This is a genomic window from Haemophilus sp. HN_Hi16, from assembly GCF_049823435.1.
In the GTDB taxonomy this organism is placed as follows: domain Bacteria; phylum Pseudomonadota; class Gammaproteobacteria; order Enterobacterales; family Pasteurellaceae; genus Haemophilus; species Haemophilus influenzae_D.
In genome coordinates this window covers 1,215,127-1,235,328 of the sequence record NZ_CP187500.1, presented here as the reverse complement: position 1 = coordinate 1,235,328, position 20,202 = coordinate 1,215,127, and the positions used below count along the sequence as shown (strand labels likewise).

Here is a 20,202-nt window from a genome sequence, read left to right as displayed (position 1 = left end):
TCAAACCACCAATCTATATTCAGCTACACGTTTTCCACTGGCCACAACCACCATTTGCTTTTCAATTTTGTGCCCTAGCTGCTTTATGTCGTAAATCCTTGCTCCTAGACGAGTGCAATTAAATCGGGTGTAAGCATCAAGCTGTGTCAATCGCTCGCCATTCAACAAAGCCTTTAGAATCTTGCCGTTTTGCGTTTGACTTGTTTTTTCGTTTGGATTAATATTTTCCATGCAGATAACCTCTGTGAATAACATTAAAGGTAGTTAGTTAAAGCCACGAAATCTCCTCGTGGCTTTTTTATTTCTTGTGTAACACAATCGCACATTCAATCGAATGTTGCGTCGCTGCCAAATGTTTACTCAATGCTTGACGGATTTCGTCTTCTTCTTTCGAGGTGATTTCACCGTCTTCTAAAGCCTTTTCTAATAAAGCAAATAACAAGCCACGAGCCGAAAGCTCGTGCAGTTGTAAATTAGCAAGCTCAACCTTGTCTAATTCATCCTCTGCCACATCAGGCACAAAACGACCACCAGCGGTACGGCAAAGCTCATCGATAAAATCAGTGCATCCGTACTCAAGCTGGAGTGCGATCAATTCTTCGTTTTTAAAACGTTGACCTTTTGTGTGATACAAGCGGTTATTCATCTCCGCCTCTGAAAATCCGAGAAACCCTGCAACCGCACTTTTGCCGCCAGGTATCTTCTCAATCATTTCCATAATGACTTTCTTCATTGTCATAATTTTTGCCTTGTTTTTATGGTTTTCTTTTGGGTAAATTTTGGTAAATTAATCCCACAAATCAGGACGTAATTCGGATTTCTTAACTTTTCCTGCTGTAAGTTCTTCAATCTTTGCGCAACGTTCCGCAGGCACTTTTTCACGCCACTTGGAAACAGCCCAAGGGGTAAGATTGAAATGTCGAGCCATAGCCGAAATACCGCCCACGATTTCATAAGCTTTTTCGATTGGTAGCATTTTAACCTCTTAATCCTATTTAAAGTAGTGCAATTCTACTACTAAAAATAGAATTGAATCAACTGTTTTAATTTTGTATCTTCTACCTTTAGTAGAATAAAGGAGCGTCTATGACAAATTTAGCAAGCCGACTTAATGAATTAATGGCTAAACAAGGCAAAAATATTGTGGATTTACAAAAAGCTATTGGCGTAACTTATGAAATGGCTAGACGTTACACTTTAGGCACTGCAACCCCGAGAGATAAGAAAATTGAAGCTATGGCGAAGTACTTTGGAGTTAGTCCCGCTCATTTGAAATACGGCACAGCCGATTCTTTAGAAAATCAACTAACTTCTAATGTGAAAGACGTTGACTCATTCGACTTATGGGATCGCAATACCCCACTAAATAGCGATGAATATGCCGTTCCGTTTTATCAAGATATTAGGCTTGCTGCCGGAAACGGCTTTGCTGATGACATAATGGACTATAACAACTTCAAATTACGTTTTTCCAAAGCAACACTACGTAAACAAGGAGTACAGTACGAAAACGCGGTATGTGTGATTGCTGACGGAAATTCAATGGAACCGGTTATTCCGGATGGAACAACGGTTGGTATTGATCTTGGTAATAAAACAATCCGAGATGGGAAAATATACGCAATAAATCACGGTGGGCTATTACGCATAAAGCTACTTTACAATATGCCAAACGAACAAGTGAAAATCCGTAGTTATAACAGCGAAGAACACCCAGATGAGATAGCAGACCTGCAAGATATATCAGTCATTGGGAAAGTCTTTTGGTATTCAGTTTTACTATAGAAACTAACACTGGATATTGTTGATCTTTAACCTTAAACCATCCTAAGGATGTAATTATGAGTATCATTTTAAACGAATATGAACGATATTTAATTGAGTGCGAATTTGCAATTAACCCCTATCCGGAAGATGCAGGAAATATTATCACTATGGATGATTTAGTTCGTCCATTTCAAAATATAAAAGCAACTGATGTTTACTTAAGGAATAACCAAACAACGTCATTTAGCATTGTGGGAACGGAATTCATTGAAGATCGCTATTTAATGATTTTGTTCCAAAGCTCGAATGGTCGTGCGTCTGATCCAGCATTTTCAAACTTAAAAACAGGAAAAAGCAGAACAGTCAAAAAGGAGCAAGGCGAGGGTGTGGCAGTAACGGCACATCTTTTAATTGACACCCAAATTCAAGACAAATTATTTCCCAATAAATACCTTGCCATTCTAGAAGAAGTCCCAGGGTTAACAAGGGGCATGATTTCCGACATTCTGGCGCATTTTAGCAAAAATCTTAATTTTAGTTTTGTTCGCAAAGGGAGCAATGAAAGTATATCTTGTCGCCCATTATTTAAATTGGATTTTTACGCTTCTCAGAATTTTAAAGATTCATTCAAAAAGGGATATTTATGTGGCATTACTGCAACTCGTTCAAGTCGATATAAAGGGTTAGACGTGAATGGCGTTGAAATCTTTGAAGAAGAAAAAATGGTGGTTAAAACATCTAAAAAACTTGGTGGAAAAGCTCTTGATGTTATTGCTAAAGTGGCTGATATTGCGAAAGAGAAAGGCTATTCCCGATTAAAAATCACCCGTTCCGAAGATAGCCGCAAAACAACTTCAACTTATGATATTCCAGATTCTTTAGATAATTATGATGAAACAATCGCCGATATTTCACGGGCGGCGTTCGCTAAAAAGCACAAAATCCCGCTTGGCAACTCAATTCAATCGTGTCAGAATGAAATCCATCAAGAGTTAAAAAATGCAATGTTACGAATATTAAAAGGGGAACTTGTCTCATAAACAAGTAGCCAAAATGTTATTTATTTTAAGTAAACTGTGTACACCATTACGCTATTTAAAGATTAAGCATAAAGAAAAAACGTTTTTTGATCTTATTTTGCCTTTAATAGCGACAATTTGCTTTCTAGGAATAAATCATCTACTCCCTAGCCCGCTTCTCTTTACCGGAGAAAAAAGCGTTATCAGTATTGTGAATGGTATATTACAAATGCTATCAGGTTTCTATATTGCGTCTCTTGCCGCAGTTGCAACATTTAGTCGTACAGAAATTGATGAGGAAATGTTAAATGCGCCAAAATTGAATGGAATACCTGTAACACGACGCCTTTTTCTCACACATCTTTTCGGGTATTTGGCAATCATCAGTATTCTACTGTACTTTGTAGGCGGCTTTGTTCAAATATCAGCAAACAGCTTACATTTTTTAGAAAATTTTGAATATTACGATTATTTATCTTGGATTCCTCAAGCGGTTTACATATTTGGTTTGTTTAATCTTATCTTTGTTACGCTTCTTGGGCTCTACTTTATGATAGATCGAATTCATCGCTAATAATCTTTCACAAATCACCAACCGCCTACGGGCGGTTTTCTTTTGCCTGTAATTCCTACCGCACTTTATTTTATTCACTGAACAAGTTCATTCGCTCAATTTTGCCATTTCTTCTCAATTTTGTGCTAAACGCCAACCGCACTTTTAAAGCCCTACTTCTCCACTCTATTTCCGTGATCTAGGTCACAAATTCAGTAAATAGTCAAAAATAAATTCAATTCAAAATCAAATACTTACTACTTTCAATAGAGAAAATCTCTACTTTTATGCAATTTTTAGTTGCAATTAAATCTACTTTAAGTAGAATATTCACATCAAAACGAGATACACAATCTCGATGCTCTTTAAAAATTTGAAACAGGTTAGTGATGGGTTTTAGTGAGTTTATCAAGTTCGCTGATGATAAAAGGCTTAATCAATGTATTCACTTCATAGCAATTATAAACCCAAGAGTGCGAAATGAGATTCAGGCTAATCAACTTCTCAATAGCCACCTTGGTTTTAAAATCCTCACTCCAAATTCGCTCGCCTAAGCAAGATGATACAAGAATTTCCTTTTCCAGTTCGGAGAGATTGGAGAGCAACTTAATTAGCTTATCAGATTCCGAGTACGTGATGGAAATTTGGCGAAATTTAGTAAAAGCAAGCTTTATGCCATTACAAAGTAAAATCCAAGCCCCAGTGGAAAGTAGCGTAAAAATAATACTACCTAGAGCGGAAAGAGGAAACCAATTAGGAAAGAATATCGGGGTTTTAGCATCCATATCTGCCGCTAATTCAGGAGGCATAAAGTAAAAACTGCTAAATAAGAAAACGAAGAACATAGTCATATGAGTGAACACAACCTTAGTCAATATAGTGTTAAGTAGTTTGGCGTACTCTTCCATAATGTTTCCTCTGATTAAATTGTAGTCGCAGAGAGCATTGTATTCCTCGATGTAGTCGCATACAAGAGGACTTGAGCCTTACAAGTATAAAGAAAGGCACTCATCATTAACCTGTTTTGAATTTTCGACAATTTGGCTACAGAATCACAGTGCATAACGGTATTAAGCGGTCGTTAGATTAAAAGCCCTAACCTACTTAATAACACTGTGGTTTAAAGTCTGCCCATGCAAAGCCAGTGAAAAACGGTGCAGTTGCCGAAAGTGGAGCTCAAGCAGGCGAATATCCCAATGTGGATATTTCAAAACACATTTGCTAGTACAGAGACACAACGGCATGTGAAACCGTTGCGAATGATAGATGAAGTGTGTTTTGAAATGGCAGACAAACGAGGAATGTAACAATGGAAAAATTAGAAATTAAGTGTAATCACAGCCCTATTCTAGACAAAATCAGCACAGACTGATTGCACTACTCCACTGACCGCTCGAAAGGGCGGTATTTTTTAATATTTGACACTGCCCCCACTTCCGGATTAAGATGTTCTCACTTTCAAGCTGTCATTTGACAGCTTTTTTTATACCTAAAGGAGCGAAAAATGAAAGTCAGCAAAGAACATCAAGAATGGATTAAACAATACGCCAAAAGCCATAACCTTACCGAAGAAGCCGCGTTGAATAAATTGATTGGTGATGTGCGAGAAACGCAAGAATCTGAACGAGTGAGCTTGCAACAGCAGATTATCGAAAGATTGCCGAATTTAAATCTTGAACAAATGCGTGAAATTCGTCAGCGTGTTGAGCAGTTTTATCCGACGTTATTTCACGTTTTGTCAGAAGCAATTAAAAAATAATTTCGCTTTACAAGCCCAAATTCTTATACTACTATTCGCCTCAAGGTCTCAAAACCTAAAACTCAAAGGCGGATAGATTTACTAGTCGCCAACAGGCGATTTTTTTATATCCGTAATCCTGACTATGTCGGGAGGGCGACTAATAGAATACCGCAAGGAAATACGTCCAGCCCTTTGCCTTTGAGTAGGGTTTTTGAGCCTCCCGACGCCATTCTCAAAAATGGCTTGTTTGATACAAATAGACTCAAAGGATTACAAAATGTCAAATCTTACTATCTTCAAATTTGAAAACACTCCTGTTCAAACCATTGTAGAAAACAATGAGATCTTTTTTAGAGCAGCTCAGCTTGCAGAGTTATTGCAATATAAAAATCCACATAAAGCGATTAAAGATCACGTAGATCCTGACGACCTAACGAAACGTGAGATCGTGAATACTATCAATAAACGTGCTCAAGTTCTCTTCGTGAATGAAAGCGGAATGTATTCATTAGTCTTGAGTTCAAAATTAGAGCAAGCTAAAAAAGTAAAACGCTGGGTCACTTCTGAAGTGTTACCGGCAATTAGAAAAACAGGAAAATATCAACTTCAACCGCAACAGCTCGCCTTGCCAGAACCTGAGAAATTCACCTTTGAATTTACAGAGCATGACCTACAACAGCTCGTTTGGGCGTGGTTTGCTTTATTGCGTGGCATGGAACTTTGCCAAGTGCTTCACCCTGCATTAAAACAAATTGGTTCGCACTATGCTGCATCCGTTTATGACATAGCTTACGAATATCGCAGTACTCTCCGTCAGGCACATAACGTATTGACGCGCATTACAGAGCAATTTGAATGCGAGCAAGGAAATAACTGGCGCGTATTAAAATATCTTAGAGCCTACAACCCTAAAGCAACAGGCTTTCAGCTAGATATTCTCTAAAACACCACAAAATCCGACCGCACTTTTTTAAGCCTGCGGCGGATTGCTACACCCTAAATTCACTAAATTGACTAAAAAGGAAACAAAATGAGCTTATTTATCAGCGCACTTGTGGCATTTATTACAGCCATCATCACATCTTTGATTTTATATCGTTTAAAAAGTCACGTAGAGCAGAAAGACAATTCAGACGATTTGCATCGCTTGAAGATTGATTTTCTTCGTACTCAGCTTCAATCTCAAGATACTGCTGGTAAAAATCTTCATACCGAATGTAAAGGCGCACCGCTAAATCAGCCAGTGCATCGACCCGAGCCTGATTCGATTCAAACGACTGATGAACCAAAAGAGTCGCCGCCATATTCCAAGCATCAATAAACTCAAATCGCTTTTCCATTTTATTCTTCTCCATTGAATGGATGGAAAAGCCAATATACCACGTAATCAAGCGTAGCTAAATTTTAAAGGAACAAAAAATGAACAAATTAATCATTACGCTTGTGTGTGCATTTGTGGTGTATATGGCGCACGCCCTAAATCTTAATCAAGACTGTGACGGCAAAATCTGCCACACCGAAATAATTTCAACCATAGAAGGAAAATAAAATGTACCAACTCAAAGCTAAATGCTCTGGCTTGGCTGATTTAATGGTAAAGCCTAAAAGCGGTAATGGAATATCTGCTACAGCAAAAAGTGCGGTGAGAAAGATAGTGAAATTTGATTTATTCGGTTATCGAGATTTTGAGGGGAATAAATACACCGAGAAAGGCATTGCACTAGAAGAACAAGCTATTAAGTTAAGCGGTCGTAAACGTGGATTACCTCTTAAAAAGAACACGGAAAGACGTGAAAACGATTGGATTACAGGCGAGTGCGACATTTATGTGCCAAGTCGAAAATTAATCATAGATACTAAATGTTCTTGGGATATTGGCTCACACCCTTTTTTTGCTGATGAGGCAGAAGAAAAAGCCAAAAAAGCGGGGTATGACGCACAAATGCAAGGCTATATGTGGCTATGGGATTGTGATGAGGCGCAAATTGATTTTGTCCTCCTCCCCACTCCTTATGACCAATTATCAAGCTATGACGACCCAAACAGATACATTGACTTGGTTGAGCAAATCCCCCAAGAAAAACGTATCACGACGGTCATAATTAAACGTGATGAGAAAATCATCGAGAAAATCAAAGAGCGGGTAGAAATTGCTCAAGAATATTATCAACAACTCATACAGGAGATGCGCTAATGGCACGTAATACCAACACCGTGATATTAGTCGGTCATTTAGGCAGTAACCCAGAAATCCGCCAATTCCAAAATGGCGGGCAAATTGCCACATTTAATCTTGCTATCGGCGATGATTACCGAGATAGACAAGGCAATACAGTTAAACGTACGCATTGGATACCTATTGTGGTGCATGGCAATTCTGCCGATGTGGCAAGACAATATCTGCAAAAAGGCTCAAAAATCTGTGTAACAGGAAAACTAGTACAGGAAAGCTGGCAAGACCAAAACGGCAATAACCGCACCGCACTTAAAGTAGCGACACAATCCTTTGAAATGCTAGACAGCAAGGCAAACAATGAAACACAACAGCCAACCAAAGACAAAGAAAAAACCGACCCATTAAGCGCAGCAGCAGAACAAGATGGGTTTGATAATGATATTCCGTTTTGAGTTACATGATAAGCCACTAACCAATAGTGGCTTTTTTATTGCTCTCAACCCAGCTCGCTTAAGCGAGCTTTTTATTACCCCCAAAAAATAGGAGAAATAGAATGATTAGAAACAGTAGATGGACACCTGAGGTTCCACGCCCAACACTTAATGATGAACATTTATTTGTAGCCTTTTTAAAGGAGTGGGTAGAAAAAGAATACAAAGATGAAGTTAATTCAGCCAAAAAGTACTTTGAAGATGAAGAATTTGATATTGAAGATTTTGGCATTTATCAAAGCATTTTAAAAGAGTGGATAGGCGATAATGAAGACACCGCTGAAAATCTTATTAAATGGCAAGGCTGGGATTATCGCCAAGCCAAAGAATTTGAAGAAAAAAATCTTGAGTATGATTTTGATAAAGAAAATAACCGCCTATCTAAACAATGGGTAACTGACAATGTTTATACATTGCCTTTTTCTGTCGGTAGTCGCGTAAAATGGGGTTTAAAAGAAGGTATTATTATGGAGGATAAAAATAATAATTACCTACCTTTTGGAAAAGTGTGCGTATTAGCAGATAAACAGGCAGCAAAAAATAAAAAATGGCAAGATCAAGGAATATCAAGTAGACATGGTGGTTATATTGTTAATTGGGAATCATTGGAATTGATAGAGGAAAAACAATGAACAGTATTAATACTGAATTCTTGCAACAGCAGATTGCAGATATGGCATATCATCAACTGGATGGGACAACAATCACTATTGCTGTTATCAAGTTGCATTCCGGATTTACAGTTACCGGTGAAAGTGCTTGTGTAGATCCAAATAACTTCGACGTGGAAATTGGCAAAAAGATTGCTTATGAAAACGCTTTTGACAAGTTATGGCAACTCTTTGGTTTTGAGCTTAAGCAAAAAATCGGTGGCGATTGGATTTATCGGTTGCAACGTGAACTTAACGAATTGGCTGAACGACTTGATAAGTTAAAAGCCTATCTTGACGGAATGAAGGAATGTGATCCAGACCGATTGAAGTTATTGAATAAACAAGTGGGTGCTATGGATGATTACCTCGATATTTTAAATCAACGTCTAGCGTATGTCTAAAAGCTAAACATAAAGCCTCTTGCCAAAAATGCAAGAGGTTTTTATTGGAGTAAATATGACTGAAGAATTATTAAGATTAAAAAACACGGCAAGAGTATTAGATATTAGCCGTTCTACTCTTTTACGAAGAATGAAAGATGACAAGGATTTTCCCGAGCCAATAAAAATCGGCAGATTCCTCTACTGGAGATCTACCGACATCCAACGTTATATCGACTGCAAACAGGCGCAAATGGCTAATTAATCTGATGTTAAGCACATTGCAGCAGATTCTCTCGCCCTCTCCTCAACAAAATCCCCCCACCACTGCATATATTCGATCCGTTGCGTTAGGTACTTAGCTTTATTGTAAGTACCACGCACGGAAGAATATTCAAAGTGAGCAAGGCAAACTTCAATAATTTCCGAGTTAAATTCGGCATCATTCATTGCGGTACTAAAAATAGATCGCAATCCGTGGGCCGTCAGTGTATTTTGATACCCCATTCTCTTAATGGCTTTGTTTGGGGTTTCCTTGTTCATTGGCTCATTTGAGTTTTTAAACCCGGTAAAAACATACTTTTGATTGCCTGTGAGTTTCTTCATTACAGCAAGGACTGCAAGCGCTTGTTTTGATAGTGGCGCAATAAAATCTTGTACCTTTCCAACTCTCCCCTTCATCTTGTGCTTTGGTATGTACCAAAGTTTTTCATCAAAATTAATCTCACTCCATTCCATTTGTGTTAATGCGCCAACACGAGTAGCGGTCAACAATAGCAATTCGATTGCGCACCGAACCTCTAAAGACATTTTAGAGGATTGAAGCGCTGCAAAGAATTCAGACAATCGTTCTGGTGGGATTGTCGGGTTATTTTCCGCTATGGGTCTTAAAAAACCTTCAGATAAATTAGCAATAGGATTGCTATGCAACAACCCAATATTCACGCCAAGGGTTATTATTTTGCTCATATACCCGATAACTCGATGTAATGTGTCTAGTTTCCCCTCTTTTTCTAAATACTTTAATTTGTTTCGTGCCAATGGCGCAGATATGTTTTTTAGCTCCATGTGGCCAAAGTGCGGTAGCAAATGGCGAGTAACGCGATCGACAATATCATCATAAGTAACTTGTTTTAAATTCCCTGCTTTTACCTCATGATGTTTGAACTCAAACCATTTTTCAGCAAGTGTAGAAAACAGATTTTCTTTTTCCTGTAAGGCTTCCTGCTCGAGAATAAAATTATGCTCTTGCGGATCGATATTTTTTGCTAATAGGCCCCGGTACTCATCACGCTTAACCCGAGCATCCGCAAGCGATAATTCAGGGTAACTCCCTAAGCTAATAATCGTTCTTTTTTTGATGATTGGCTTATAATATTGAAATCGCCATATCTTAGATCCGGTAACACGAACAAATAAAAATAGACCATAACCATCGGACAAAGAATAATCTTTCTCTTTCGGTTTAGCTTTTGTAATTTCCGTTGTAGTGAGTGGTTTAACGAGTTTCGGCATATGGAACCTTGGTATTATCAATTCAGCGGGAATGGTATTACATTACCTTTTTCCTGATTTTTAGTATTACAAACACAGAAAAATTGAAGTTATGATACTAAATGTAATACTAAAATCATGAAATTGAATGATACTCTATGAAACAATAAAATAAACCAAAAGACTATAAGTGATTGATTTTATGTTATGAATGGAACTTTATGATACTTTATGAAAAGAAAAGATGGTGCGACTAGCTGGACTCGAACCAGTGACCCCCACCATGTCAAGGTGGTGCTCTAACCAACTGAGCTATAGTCGCACTGTATAAAGTGTTTGGAATTATAGATATTTTTAATCTGAAAACAAGTATTTTTCTTAAAACTCGATATAACTGGCAAAAAAGTAAACAGTCTTGCCTTAACTAACAGGGCTGTTTTTGATTTCCCAAATTTTTAAGCGTATAATCTGCACCGATTTTTTATCTGGCTAAGATGTAGCGAAATAAAATAATACCTTTAAAGTTTTGTAATTATTGACGGAGTAAATAATGTCTAGAAGACTAAGAAGAACGAAGATTGTATGTACTATGGGCCCATCAACTGACCGTGATAACAATCTTGAAAAAATTATCGCAGCGGGCGCAAACGTAGTTCGTATGAACTTCTCTCACGGTACACCTGAAGATCATATCGAACGAGCAGAACGTGTACGTTCTATCGCGAAAAAATTAGGTAAAACCGTGGCAATCTTAGGTGATTTACAAGGTCCTAAAATTCGTGTTTCTACCTTTAAAGACGGTAAAATTTTCTTAAGAGTTGGCGATAAATTCATTCTTGATGCGGAATTGCCAAAAGGCGAAGGTACACAAGAATCTGTTGGTTTAGACTATAAAACGCTTCCACAAGATGTTGTACCAGGCGATATTCTTTTATTAGATGATGGTCGTGTTCAATTAAAAGTATTATCAACTGATGGTGCAAAAGTTTTCACCGAAGTCACTGTTGGCGGTCCATTATCAAATAATAAAGGTATCAACAAATTAGGTGGCGGTTTATCTGCAGATGCATTAACAGAAAAAGATAAAGCAGACATTATTACCGCTGCACGCATTGGCGTTGATTTCTTAGCTGTTTCTTTCCCTCGTTCAAGTGCTGACCTAAATTATGCGCGTGAACTTGCTCAACAAGCTGGTTTAAATGCAAAAATCGTTGCTAAAGTTGAACGTGCAGAAACTGTTGCTAATGATGAGGCAATGGACGATATTATTTTAGCATCTGATGTAATTATGGTTGCTCGTGGTGATTTAGGTGTGGAAATTGGCGATCCTGAATTAGTTGGCGTGCAGAAAAAATTAATCCGTCGTTCACGTCAATTAAATCGTGCAGTAATTACAGCAACTCAAATGATGGAATCAATGATTAGCAACCCAATGCCAACTCGTGCTGAAGTGATGGACGTTGCAAACGCAGTATTAGATGGTACTGATGCGGTTATGCTTTCTGCTGAAACAGCAGCAGGTCAGTATCCTTCTGAAACAGTAGTGGCAATGGCGGGCGTATGTTTAGGGGCAGAAAAAATGCCAAGCATTAATGTTTCTCGTCACCGTATGGATAAAGAATTTGAAGCCATTGAAGAATCTGTTGCTATGTCTGCAATGTATGCAGCAAACCATATGAAAGGTGTTGCAGCAATCGTTACTTTAACTAGCACAGGTCATACACCATTATTGATGTCACGTATTAGCTCTGGTTTACCAATCTTTGCTTTATCTCGTCATCAAGAAACCTTAAATCTTTGTGCATTATACCGCGGTGTAACCCCTGTTTTCTATGGTGAAGATAGCCGTACTGAAGCTGGTGCAAAAGCTGCACTACAATCATTAAAAGAAAAAGGTTATTTATCTGCAGGCGATTTAGTGCTTCTAACGCAGGGTGGACAAGGTGCGACAGAAACTAACGTTTGTCGCACATTAATTGTTGAATAATCAATAATCTGAATACTTTAAATAAAGAGCGGTGGATTTTCCACCGTTTTTTATTTCCTTTTTTTACCGCACTTTTCACTTAAACCCAATAGATATTTGCGGTATTATAGGCGACATTCTAGTATCGAAATAAGTCCTATGGCATCACAACCTCAAATCAAATCTTCTGACAAAAAAACGGCACAAGTAAGTATTCCCCCGCACTCAATTGAAGCTGAACAAGCTGTATTGGGTGGCATCATGCTGAGCAATCAACATTGGGATAGTATTGCTGAACGTGTGATTGCTGACGATTTTTATACTTTTCAGCATCGTCTAATTTTTACAGAAATGGAACATCTGATGCGTAATCAATCGCCTATTGATTTAATTACGCTAGATCAAGCCTTAAGAAGCCGTGGAGTAAGCGATGAAGTAGGTGGATTTGCCTATCTAGCAGAGCTTTCCAATAATACTCCGAACGCCATTAATATTTTGGCTTATGCGGATATTGTGCGTGAGAAAGCCATATTACGAGAACTTATTTCGGTAGGAAATCGTATTGCTGAAAATAGCTATTCTCCCAAAGGGCAAGACATCAAATTAATTCTTGATGAAGCGGAACGTGAAGTATTTGCGATTGCAGAAAAACGAACAACTTCTAGCGAAGGCCCGCAGAATGTGATCAATGTGCTAGAAAGTACCATTGAAAAAATCGATATTTTGAGCAAACTTGAAAATCATTCAGGCGTAACGGGCATTACAACCGGTTTCACTGATCTTGATAAAAAAACGGCAGGTTTACAGCCTTCTGACTTAATTATCGTTGCGGCACGTCCATCAATGGGTAAAACCACTTTTGCCATGAACCTTTGCGAAAATGCGGCAATGGCAAGTGAAAAACCTGTTTTAGTATTTAGTTTAGAAATGCCCGCAGAACAAATTATGATGCGTATGATCGCTTCCCTTGCTCGCGTTGATCAAACTAAAATCCGAACAGGTCAAAATTTAGATGAGATTGAGTGGAACAAAATTGCTAGCGTAGTGGGAATGTTTAAGCAAAAAAATAATCTTTTTATCGATGATTCTTCAGGTTTAACCCCTACAGACGTTCGTTCCCGCGCACGCCGAGTTTATCGTGAAAATGGTGGATTAAGTATGATTATGGTGGATTATTTGCAACTAATGCGTGCACCTGCATTCTCAGATAACCGAACACTAGAAATCGCAGAAATTTCTCGCTCCCTCAAAGCGCTAGCCAAAGAATTACAAGTGCCAGTAGTCGCCCTTTCTCAGTTAAATCGTACTTTAGAACAACGCGCGGACAAACGCCCTGTAAACTCAGATTTACGTGAATCAGGCTCCATTGAACAAGATGCTGACTTAATTATGTTTATTTACCGAGATGAAGTCTATAACGATAACTCGGAAGATAAAGGTGTTGCAGAAATTATTATTGGTAAGCAGCGTAACGGTCCAATTGGTCGAGTGCGGTTAAAATTTAATGGACAATTTTCACGCTTCGACAATCTCGCTGAACAACGTGAATATCGAGATGATTATTAAGGAAAAATAATGAACGTAAAACCGGCGACAGCGAAAATCAGTTCGCACGCCTTAAAACACAATTTAGAAATAATTAAACAAAAAGCACCAAATAGCAAAATTATTGCTGTGGTTAAAGCAAACGCTTATGGTCACGGCGTTGTATTCGTTGCTTCAACCTTAGAACAAAGCGTCGATTGCTTTGGCGTGGCTCGTTTAGAAGAGGCTTTGGCATTACGCTCAAACGGCATCACTAAACCGATTTTATTGCTTGAAGGCTTTTTCAATGAACAAGATTTGCCTATTCTAGCCGTTAATAATATTGAAACCGTGGTGCATAATCACGAACAGCTTGAAGCTTTAAAACATTCAAATTTACCAAGTCCAATTAAGGTTTGGTTAAAAATAGATACGGGCATGCATCGCTTGGGCGTTGCTCTTGATGAAGTGGATTATTTTTATCAAGAACTCAAAAAACTCCCTCAAATTCAACCGCACTTAGGCTTTGTCAGCCATTTCAGCCGTGCCGATGAACTAGAATCAGATTACACCCAACTTCAAATCAATCGTTTTTTATCCGCTACAAAAGATAAGCAAGGTGAGCGTACTATTGCGGCGTCAGGCGGCATTCTTTTCTGGCCAAAATCTCACTTAGAATGTATCCGCCCGGGCATTATTATGTACGGCATTTCTCCAACTGATACTATCGGTAAAGAGTTTGGCTTAACGCCTGTAATGAATTTAACCTCGTCATTAATTGCCATTCGCCATCATAAACAAGGCGATCCTGTAGGTTATGGCGGTATTTGGACAAGCCCACGAGATACAAAAATTGGCGTGGTCGCAATGGGTTATGGCGATGGTTATCCGCGCGATGTGCCTGAAGGTACGCCTGTCTATTTAAATGGCCGTCTTGTACCAATTGTTGGACGTGTGTCAATGGATATGCTCACTGTTGATTTAGGCGCAGAGAGCCAAGATTTGGTAGGCGATGAAGTAATTCTATGGGGTAAGGAATTACCTATTGAAACCGTAGCTAAATTCACAGGCATTTTAAGCTACGAGCTAATTACAAAATTAACGCCGCGTGTTATAACTGAATATGTTGATTAATCACTGCATTTTTTGAACAGAGGGAGTCATTCTCCCTAATAAAAATCCTAGAAAGTGCGGTTAAAATTTTGATTATTTTTAATGAAAGGAAATACCATGAAAAACATTAACCCGACTCACACCCATGCGTGGAAATCTCTCGAAGCACATAAAGCTGAATTGTCAAACACCACCATCCTAGATTTATTTAAACAAGAAAAAAATCGTTTTGACAATTATTCTTTAACATTCAATAACCAAATTCTTGTAGATTTTTCCAAAAACAACATCAATCAAACAACCCTTTCACATCTTCGCCAACTTGCTCAAGAATGCTCTCTTGATAGCGCAAAAGAAGCAATGTTTACCGGTAAAAAAATCAATCGTACTGAAAATCGAGCTGTACTACATACCGCACTTCGCAATCGTTCTAATACTCCAGTGCTTGTTGATGGCAAAGATGTCATGCCTGAAGTCAATGCTGTGCTAGCTAAAATGAAAGATTTCTGTCTGCGTATTATTTCTGGTGAATGGAAAGGCTATACAGGCAAAGCGATTACTGATGTTGTGAATATTGGTATTGGTGGCTCTGATTTAGGTCCTTATATGGTAACTGAAGCACTTCGCCCGTATAAAAATCACTTAAATATGCACTTTGTTTCAAATGTGGATGGTACACACATCGCAGAAACCTTAAAAAAAGTCAATCCAGAAACAACTCTTTTCTTAGTGGCATCGAAAACCTTTACAACTCAAGAAACCATGACAAATGCGCAAAGTGCACGTGATTGGTTACTGAAAGCAGCGAAAGATGAAAATGAGGTTGCAAAACATTTTGCAGCATTATCAACCAATGCTAAAGATGTAGAAAAATTTGGTATTGATACAAATAACATGTTTGAATTTTGGGATTGGGTTGGCGGTCGTTACTCTTTATGGTCAGCTATTGGTCTTTCAATTGCACTATCCATTGGCTTTGAAAACTTTGAAGCGTTATTAAGTGGCGCACATGAAATGGATAAACATTTCCGCTCTGCTCCAATCGAAAAAAATATTCCAACTACTTTAGCCTTAGTTGGTTTATGGAATACCAATTTCCTTGGAGCCCAAACAGAAGCAATCTTACCTTATGATCAATATTTACATCGCTTTGCGGCTTATTTCCAACAAGGTAATATGGAATCAAATGGTAAATATGTGGATCGTGATGGCAATGTCATTAACAATTACCAAACGGGCCCGATTATTTGGGGAGAACCAGGTACAAATGGACAACACGCGTTCTATCAATTAATTCATCAAGGCACCACTTTAATTCCTTGTGATTTTATCGCACCAGCCCAAACCCACAATCCATTGGCGGATCATCACAATAAATTGCTTTCAAACTTCTTTGCACAAACAGAAGCATTAGCATTCGGAAAAACAAAAGAGGAAGTCGAGGCTGAATTTATAAAAGCGGGTAAATCTTTAGATGATGTAAAAAATATCATTCCATTTAAAATATTTACGGGTAATAAACCGACTAATTCAATTCTTATTCAAAAAATCACGCCATTTACTTTGGGCGCATTAATTGCCATGTATGAACACAAAATCTTCGTACAAGGTGTGATTTTTAATATCTTTAGCTTCGATCAATGGGGTGTCGAACTAGGCAAACAACTTGCAAACAGAATTCTTCCTGAATTAACAGATTCTGAAAAAGTCGTAAGCCACGATAGTTCAACAAATGGATTAATTAATCAATTTAAAGTATGGCGTTAATTATTTAGATTTGAATAATTCCAAGTTTATCTAAGGACTAAATTCTAATTTAGTCCTTTAAATTTATCTTAGATAAACGATAAATATATATTTTAAATGAGTTTAATTATAAAAAATCAGTGCCTTACTAAGTTAAGGCACTGATTAATCATATTAGACTTTAATGCTATTAGTTATAGCACAGAAACATTTAAGTTCGAGCCGCCACCAACAATACGAACTCGGCGACCAGCTACAAAACTGCTGTCAGCCTTTTGAACAACAACGATCTCTTGACCATCATCTTTTTTAATTACAAGTTCAGCACCGTTTACTTGACTTACTTTCTCTTCGATTTTGCTTCCAGCTACTGCACCACCAATCGCACCAACTACTGCTGCGATAACTTGACCACGACCACCGCCAATTGCACTACCCGCAATACCACCTAACGCACCGCCACCAAGAGTACCAATTACGCCTTGATTATCAGCTTGGATCTTAACAGGACGCACAGAAACAATCGTACCATAAGTAATTGAACGAGCTTCCTTTGCTTGAGATGCACTATACACATCGCCACTAAAAATATCTGTATTCGTACATCCAGCCACACTAAAAATAGTTAAGATAGCTAATGCTAGTGTTTTCTTTTTCATATCTATATCCTTAATTTAAGAATTAAAATGGATTTCTTGGCGAAAATGATGAAATATTCTTTACTTGGCTATTATTAGACACCATCACACAAGCCCCAATAGCAAGAGTTGAATCATACTTATGCACAATAATAACTTCCTCTCCTTTCTGCTGGTTACCAGAACAATCATTTTTACGAATAGTTAATTTAAGATTTTCGCCTTCCATTTGGCTAAAAACGATTTGACCTTTAAGCATTTTCATCTTTTTGAAAAGAAGAACAAGCACTCAAGCCTACTGTTGCTAAAACAACGAATGCAAGTGATAATTTATTCATTTTTACTAAACCTCAAGTATTTTTTTAATAGAATAAGGATGAACCTTAATGCAAGTATGATTTACTGTTTTATCCGTAAAACTTACTGCAATAGATGGATTTGGTAATCTTTCCCCATCCACCTTAGGCTCGCTCACTTTAATGGTTAAGTGAGTTAATTTGTCCCATAAAAAATACATATTAACACGGTCAATCCATTCATTTATCGATTCATTCGGTAAAAATGGCACTACAATCTCAATATGTTCCCAACCTTCAATTGGATATTTTTTATTTTTAGGAAGTGGAAGTTCAATAATATCCACAAATTGATTGGCAAATTTAACTGGTTTTTCTAATTCAATAAGATAAATCTTACGACCATTAACAATATTATCAGATAAAATTCTACCGCACTTTAATAAAAGTATCAGCCAATTTTTAGCACTTTGCTCACTATTTACCCGTAATGCAAGATGATCGATTTCATAGTGAGACAGATCTATTGTCATTTCTTTGGCTAAATGCTGAATTTTTCTTTCAAACGTTGCTAAATCTGCTGAAAGTGCGGTCAAATTTTCCTGTAAATTTGTCATTTTGTCCCTTTGAGAAATATACAAAGAACGGTATCATAACCGATTATTTTTATTATTCAATTTGAACATAGGAAAAAACGTGAATATTCAATCTATTCTATCCGATAAAATTAAACAAGCAATGGTTATTGCAGGTGCTGATCAATCTTGTGATGCGCTTGTTCGTCAATCAGGCAAACCACAATTTGGCGATTATCAAGCCAACGGTATTATGGCTACAGCAAAAAAATTAGGTTTAAATCCACGAGAATTTGCTCAAAAAGTTTTAGATAATCTTCAACTATCTGATATTGCAGAAAAATTAGAAATCGCAGGCCCAGGTTTTATCAATATTTTCGTAAATCCAACTTGGCTAACAACTGAAATTTCAGCTGCACTTTCCCACAAAAATTTAGGTATTCAAGCTACCAATAAACAAACAGTTGTGATTGATTATTCATCTCCAAACGTAGCAAAAGAAATGCACGTAGGTCATTTACGCTCTACGATAATCGGCGATGCTGTAGCCAGAACCCTTGAGTTTTTAGGTCACAATGTCATCCGCGCTAACCACGTAGGCGACTGGGGAACGCAATTCGGAATGCTTATTGCTTATCTTGAAAAAATGCAAAACGAACACGCCAGTGAAATGGAATTGCAAGATCTTGAAGCCTTTTATCGCGAAGCCAAAAAACACTACGATGAAGATGAAATATTCGCTGAAAAAGCACGTAATTATGTCGTGAAATTACAAGGTGGAAATGAATATTGTCGAGCGATGTGGAAACGTTTAGTCGATATTACTATGCAACAAAATCAGCACAACTATGCTCGCTTAAACGTGACTTTAACCGAAAAAGATGTAATGGGCGAAAGTCTTTATAATCCTATGTTACCAAGCATTGTAGAAGATCTTAAAAAACAAGGTTTAGCTGTAGAAAATGATGGTGCATTGGTTGTTTATTTAGATGAATTTAAAAATAAAGATGGCGACCCAATGGGCGTGATCGTTCAGAAAAAAGACGGCGGTTTCCTTTACACTACAACCGATATTGCTGCAGCAAAATATCGTTATGAAACATTAAAAGCTAATCGCGCACTTGTTTTTTCAGATACTCGCCAAAGCCAACATATGCAACAAGCTTGGCTAATTACTCGTAAAGCAGGTTATGTACCAGACAGTTTCTCGTTAGAGCATAAAAACTTTGGGATGATGCTTGGTAAAGATGGCAAACCATTTAAAACTCGTACTGGCGGCACAGTAAAATTAGCCGATCTATTAGATGAAGCCATCGAACGCGCCACTGTATTAATTAATGAAAAAAATACCAATTTATCTAATGATGAAAAACAAGCTGTGATTGAGGCTATTGGTATTGGATCGGTAAAATATGCAGATCTATCCAAAAACCGCACCACGGATTATGTTTTTGATTGGGATAATATGTTAAGTTTCGAAGGCAACACTGCGCCTTATATGCAATATGCTTACACCCGTATTCGTTCGATCTTTAATAAAACAGAGATAAATTCGACCGCACTTTTGGCTGCACCTTTAACTATTAAAGATGATAAAGAAAGAACGCTTGCAATCAAACTTCTACAATTTGAAGAAGCCGTGCAAACTGTCGGAAAAGAAGGCACACCACACGTGCTTTGTGCTTATTTATACGAACTTGCAGGCATCTTCTCATCATTCTATGAACATTGCCCAATTTTAAATGCTGAAGATGAGGCCGTAAAATTAAGTCGTTTGAAATTAGCATTATTAACGGAAAAAACCTTGAAACAAGGTTTAGCGTTACTCGGTATTAAAACCGTAGAAAAAATGTAATTTCGATAATTAAATCCCTTTCCTACGAAAGGGATTTTTTATGCTTGTTTACTGAATAAAAAAAGTGCCCCAATGGGGCACTACTCGGAAAGCAAAATAGATGTCGGCTATTTAGGATAGCACTTGTTTTTAGTGGGTTCAGAATAAAGAAATCCTATCAGTTATGCAAATACATATTTTTAGATTTGTGAACTTGGTCACGATTTTTTTATAAA

24 protein-coding genes, 1 tRNA gene and 1 pseudogene are annotated in these 20,202 nt (G+C 37.7%); 17 read left to right on the top strand and 9 right to left on the bottom strand.

The window, feature by feature from the left end:
- The 3 genes from ACPT9C_RS06110 to ACPT9C_RS06100 form a co-directional block, all read right to left on the bottom strand.
- Positions 1–231, bottom strand: a complete 231-nt coding sequence (locus ACPT9C_RS06110; RefSeq protein WP_048952997.1) for a helix-turn-helix domain-containing protein — start codon at positions 229–231, stop codon at positions 1–3.
- Positions 232–298: 67 nt separating this feature from the next.
- Positions 299–739, bottom strand: a complete 441-nt coding sequence (locus tag ACPT9C_RS06105) for a YmfL family putative regulatory protein (protein WP_114934831.1) — start codon at positions 737–739, stop codon at positions 299–301.
- 48 nt (positions 740–787) lie between these two features.
- Positions 788–976 (bottom strand): transcriptional regulator, encoded by a 189-nt coding sequence (locus ACPT9C_RS06100; RefSeq protein WP_005679233.1) that lies wholly within the window; start codon positions 974–976, stop codon positions 788–790.
- 110 nt (positions 977–1,086) lie between these two features.
- Between ACPT9C_RS06100 and ACPT9C_RS06095 the strand changes: the two genes are divergently transcribed.
- From ACPT9C_RS06095 to ACPT9C_RS06085, 3 genes are read left to right on the top strand one after another with little or no spacing between them, the layout of a single operon-like run.
- Positions 1,087–1,785 carry a LexA family transcriptional regulator gene (locus ACPT9C_RS06095; protein WP_425627454.1) on the top strand — a complete coding sequence of 233 codons (699 nt, stop codon included), beginning with the start codon at positions 1,087–1,089 and terminating at the stop codon, positions 1,783–1,785.
- 56 nt (positions 1,786–1,841) lie between these two features.
- A complete protein-coding gene (locus ACPT9C_RS06090; RefSeq protein ID WP_114934829.1) occupies positions 1,842–2,807 on the top strand; it encodes a hypothetical protein in 966 nt (321 codons plus the stop codon).
- Between the two features lie 13 nt (positions 2,808–2,820).
- The gene (locus ACPT9C_RS06085; RefSeq protein WP_118879916.1) at positions 2,821–3,360 is read left to right on the top strand and encodes a hypothetical protein; all 540 of its coding nucleotides are present in this window, start codon (positions 2,821–2,823) and stop codon (positions 3,358–3,360) included.
- Positions 3,361–3,722: 362 nt separating this feature from the next.
- On the opposite strand, the gene ACPT9C_RS06080 is transcribed toward ACPT9C_RS06085, so the two are convergent.
- Positions 3,723–4,247: a hypothetical protein gene (locus ACPT9C_RS06080; protein WP_425627453.1), complete on the bottom strand. Its 525-nt coding sequence runs from the start codon at positions 4,245–4,247 to the stop codon at positions 3,723–3,725.
- A gap of 596 nt (positions 4,248–4,843) precedes the next feature.
- Here ACPT9C_RS06080 and ACPT9C_RS06075 point away from each other — a divergent pair.
- The 9 genes from ACPT9C_RS06075 (at position 4,844) to ACPT9C_RS06035 (ending at position 9,045) form a co-directional block, all read left to right on the top strand.
- On the top strand, positions 4,844–5,098 hold the full coding sequence (locus ACPT9C_RS06075; protein WP_061723155.1) for a hypothetical protein: 255 nt from the start codon (positions 4,844–4,846) through the stop codon (positions 5,096–5,098).
- 259 nt (positions 5,099–5,357) lie between these two features.
- Positions 5,358–6,023, top strand: a complete 666-nt coding sequence (locus ACPT9C_RS06070) for a P22AR C-terminal domain-containing protein (protein ID WP_423717277.1) — start codon at positions 5,358–5,360, stop codon at positions 6,021–6,023.
- Between the two features lie 87 nt (positions 6,024–6,110).
- Positions 6,111–6,401: a hypothetical protein gene (locus ACPT9C_RS06065; protein WP_114934823.1), complete on the top strand. Its 291-nt coding sequence runs from the start codon at positions 6,111–6,113 to the stop codon at positions 6,399–6,401.
- A 98-nt stretch (positions 6,402–6,499) separates the two neighbouring features.
- Entirely contained in the window at positions 6,500–6,628 is a 129-nt protein-coding gene (locus ACPT9C_RS06060; RefSeq protein WP_257004071.1) for a hypothetical protein, read from the top strand.
- Position 6,629: 1 nt separating this feature from the next.
- Positions 6,630–7,274 carry a translocation protein TolB precursor gene (locus ACPT9C_RS06055; RefSeq protein WP_114934822.1) on the top strand — a complete coding sequence of 215 codons (645 nt, stop codon included), beginning with the start codon at positions 6,630–6,632 and terminating at the stop codon, positions 7,272–7,274.
- Entirely contained in the window at positions 7,274–7,708 is a 435-nt protein-coding gene (locus ACPT9C_RS06050) for a single-stranded DNA-binding protein (protein WP_114934821.1), read from the top strand. Before ACPT9C_RS06055 ends, ACPT9C_RS06050 begins: the two co-directional genes overlap by 1 nt.
- Before the next feature lie 101 nt (positions 7,709–7,809).
- On the top strand, positions 7,810–8,379 hold the full coding sequence (locus tag ACPT9C_RS06045) for a hypothetical protein (protein WP_114934820.1): 570 nt from the start codon (positions 7,810–7,812) through the stop codon (positions 8,377–8,379).
- Entirely contained in the window at positions 8,376–8,801 is a 426-nt protein-coding gene (locus ACPT9C_RS06040) for a Gp49 family protein (RefSeq protein ID WP_114934819.1), read from the top strand. Before ACPT9C_RS06045 ends, ACPT9C_RS06040 begins: the two co-directional genes overlap by 4 nt.
- A gap of 55 nt (positions 8,802–8,856) precedes the next feature.
- Positions 8,857–9,045 (top strand): helix-turn-helix transcriptional regulator, encoded by a 189-nt coding sequence (locus ACPT9C_RS06035; protein ID WP_162627466.1) that lies wholly within the window; start codon positions 8,857–8,859, stop codon positions 9,043–9,045.
- Here the strand turns inward: ACPT9C_RS06035 and ACPT9C_RS06030 are convergent.
- The gene (locus ACPT9C_RS06030; protein WP_118879919.1) at positions 9,042–10,295 is read right to left on the bottom strand and encodes a tyrosine-type recombinase/integrase; all 1,254 of its coding nucleotides are present in this window, start codon (positions 10,293–10,295) and stop codon (positions 9,042–9,044) included. The genes ACPT9C_RS06035 and ACPT9C_RS06030 overlap by 4 nt on opposite strands.
- 224 nt (positions 10,296–10,519) lie before the next feature.
- A tRNA-Val gene (locus tag ACPT9C_RS06025) sits at positions 10,520–10,596 on the bottom strand.
- Positions 10,597–10,824: 228 nt separating this feature from the next.
- Between ACPT9C_RS06025 and pyk the strand changes: the two genes are divergently transcribed.
- The 4 genes from pyk (at position 10,825) to pgi (ending at position 16,644) form a co-directional block, all read left to right on the top strand.
- Entirely contained in the window at positions 10,825–12,261 is a 1,437-nt protein-coding gene (gene pyk / locus ACPT9C_RS06020; RefSeq protein WP_041175346.1) for a pyruvate kinase, read from the top strand.
- Between the two features lie 129 nt (positions 12,262–12,390).
- Positions 12,391–13,806 carry a replicative DNA helicase gene (locus ACPT9C_RS06015; protein ID WP_258172536.1) on the top strand — a complete coding sequence of 472 codons (1,416 nt, stop codon included), beginning with the start codon at positions 12,391–12,393 and terminating at the stop codon, positions 13,804–13,806.
- A gap of 9 nt (positions 13,807–13,815) precedes the next feature.
- On the top strand, positions 13,816–14,898 hold the full coding sequence (gene alr / locus ACPT9C_RS06010; RefSeq protein ID WP_050949122.1) for an alanine racemase: 1,083 nt from the start codon (positions 13,816–13,818) through the stop codon (positions 14,896–14,898).
- A gap of 96 nt (positions 14,899–14,994) precedes the next feature.
- Entirely contained in the window at positions 14,995–16,644 is a 1,650-nt protein-coding gene (gene pgi, locus ACPT9C_RS06005; protein WP_050949121.1) for a glucose-6-phosphate isomerase, read from the top strand.
- A 173-nt stretch (positions 16,645–16,817) separates the two neighbouring features.
- Here the strand turns inward: pgi and ACPT9C_RS06000 are convergent, their stop codons facing one another.
- The 3 genes and pseudogenes from ACPT9C_RS06000 to ACPT9C_RS05990 all read right to left on the bottom strand — a co-directional run bounded on the left by ACPT9C_RS06000 (position 16,818) and on the right by ACPT9C_RS05990 (position 18,174).
- Positions 16,818–17,282, bottom strand: a complete 465-nt coding sequence (locus ACPT9C_RS06000) for a glycine zipper 2TM domain-containing protein (protein ID WP_011272483.1) — start codon at positions 17,280–17,282, stop codon at positions 16,818–16,820.
- Between the two features lie 22 nt (positions 17,283–17,304).
- Positions 17,305–17,599, bottom strand: a pseudogene (locus tag ACPT9C_RS05995) (hypothetical protein).
- A 5-nt stretch (positions 17,600–17,604) separates the two neighbouring features.
- Positions 17,605–18,174 carry a VOC family protein gene (locus ACPT9C_RS05990; RefSeq protein WP_050845831.1) on the bottom strand — a complete coding sequence of 190 codons (570 nt, stop codon included), beginning with the start codon at positions 18,172–18,174 and terminating at the stop codon, positions 17,605–17,607.
- Between the two features lie 79 nt (positions 18,175–18,253).
- On the opposite strand from ACPT9C_RS05990, the gene argS reads away from it, so the two are divergent.
- Positions 18,254–19,987 carry an arginine--tRNA ligase gene (gene argS / locus ACPT9C_RS05985; protein ID WP_050949120.1) on the top strand — a complete coding sequence of 578 codons (1,734 nt, stop codon included), beginning with the start codon at positions 18,254–18,256 and terminating at the stop codon, positions 19,985–19,987.
- Positions 19,988–20,202 lie beyond the last annotated feature (215 nt).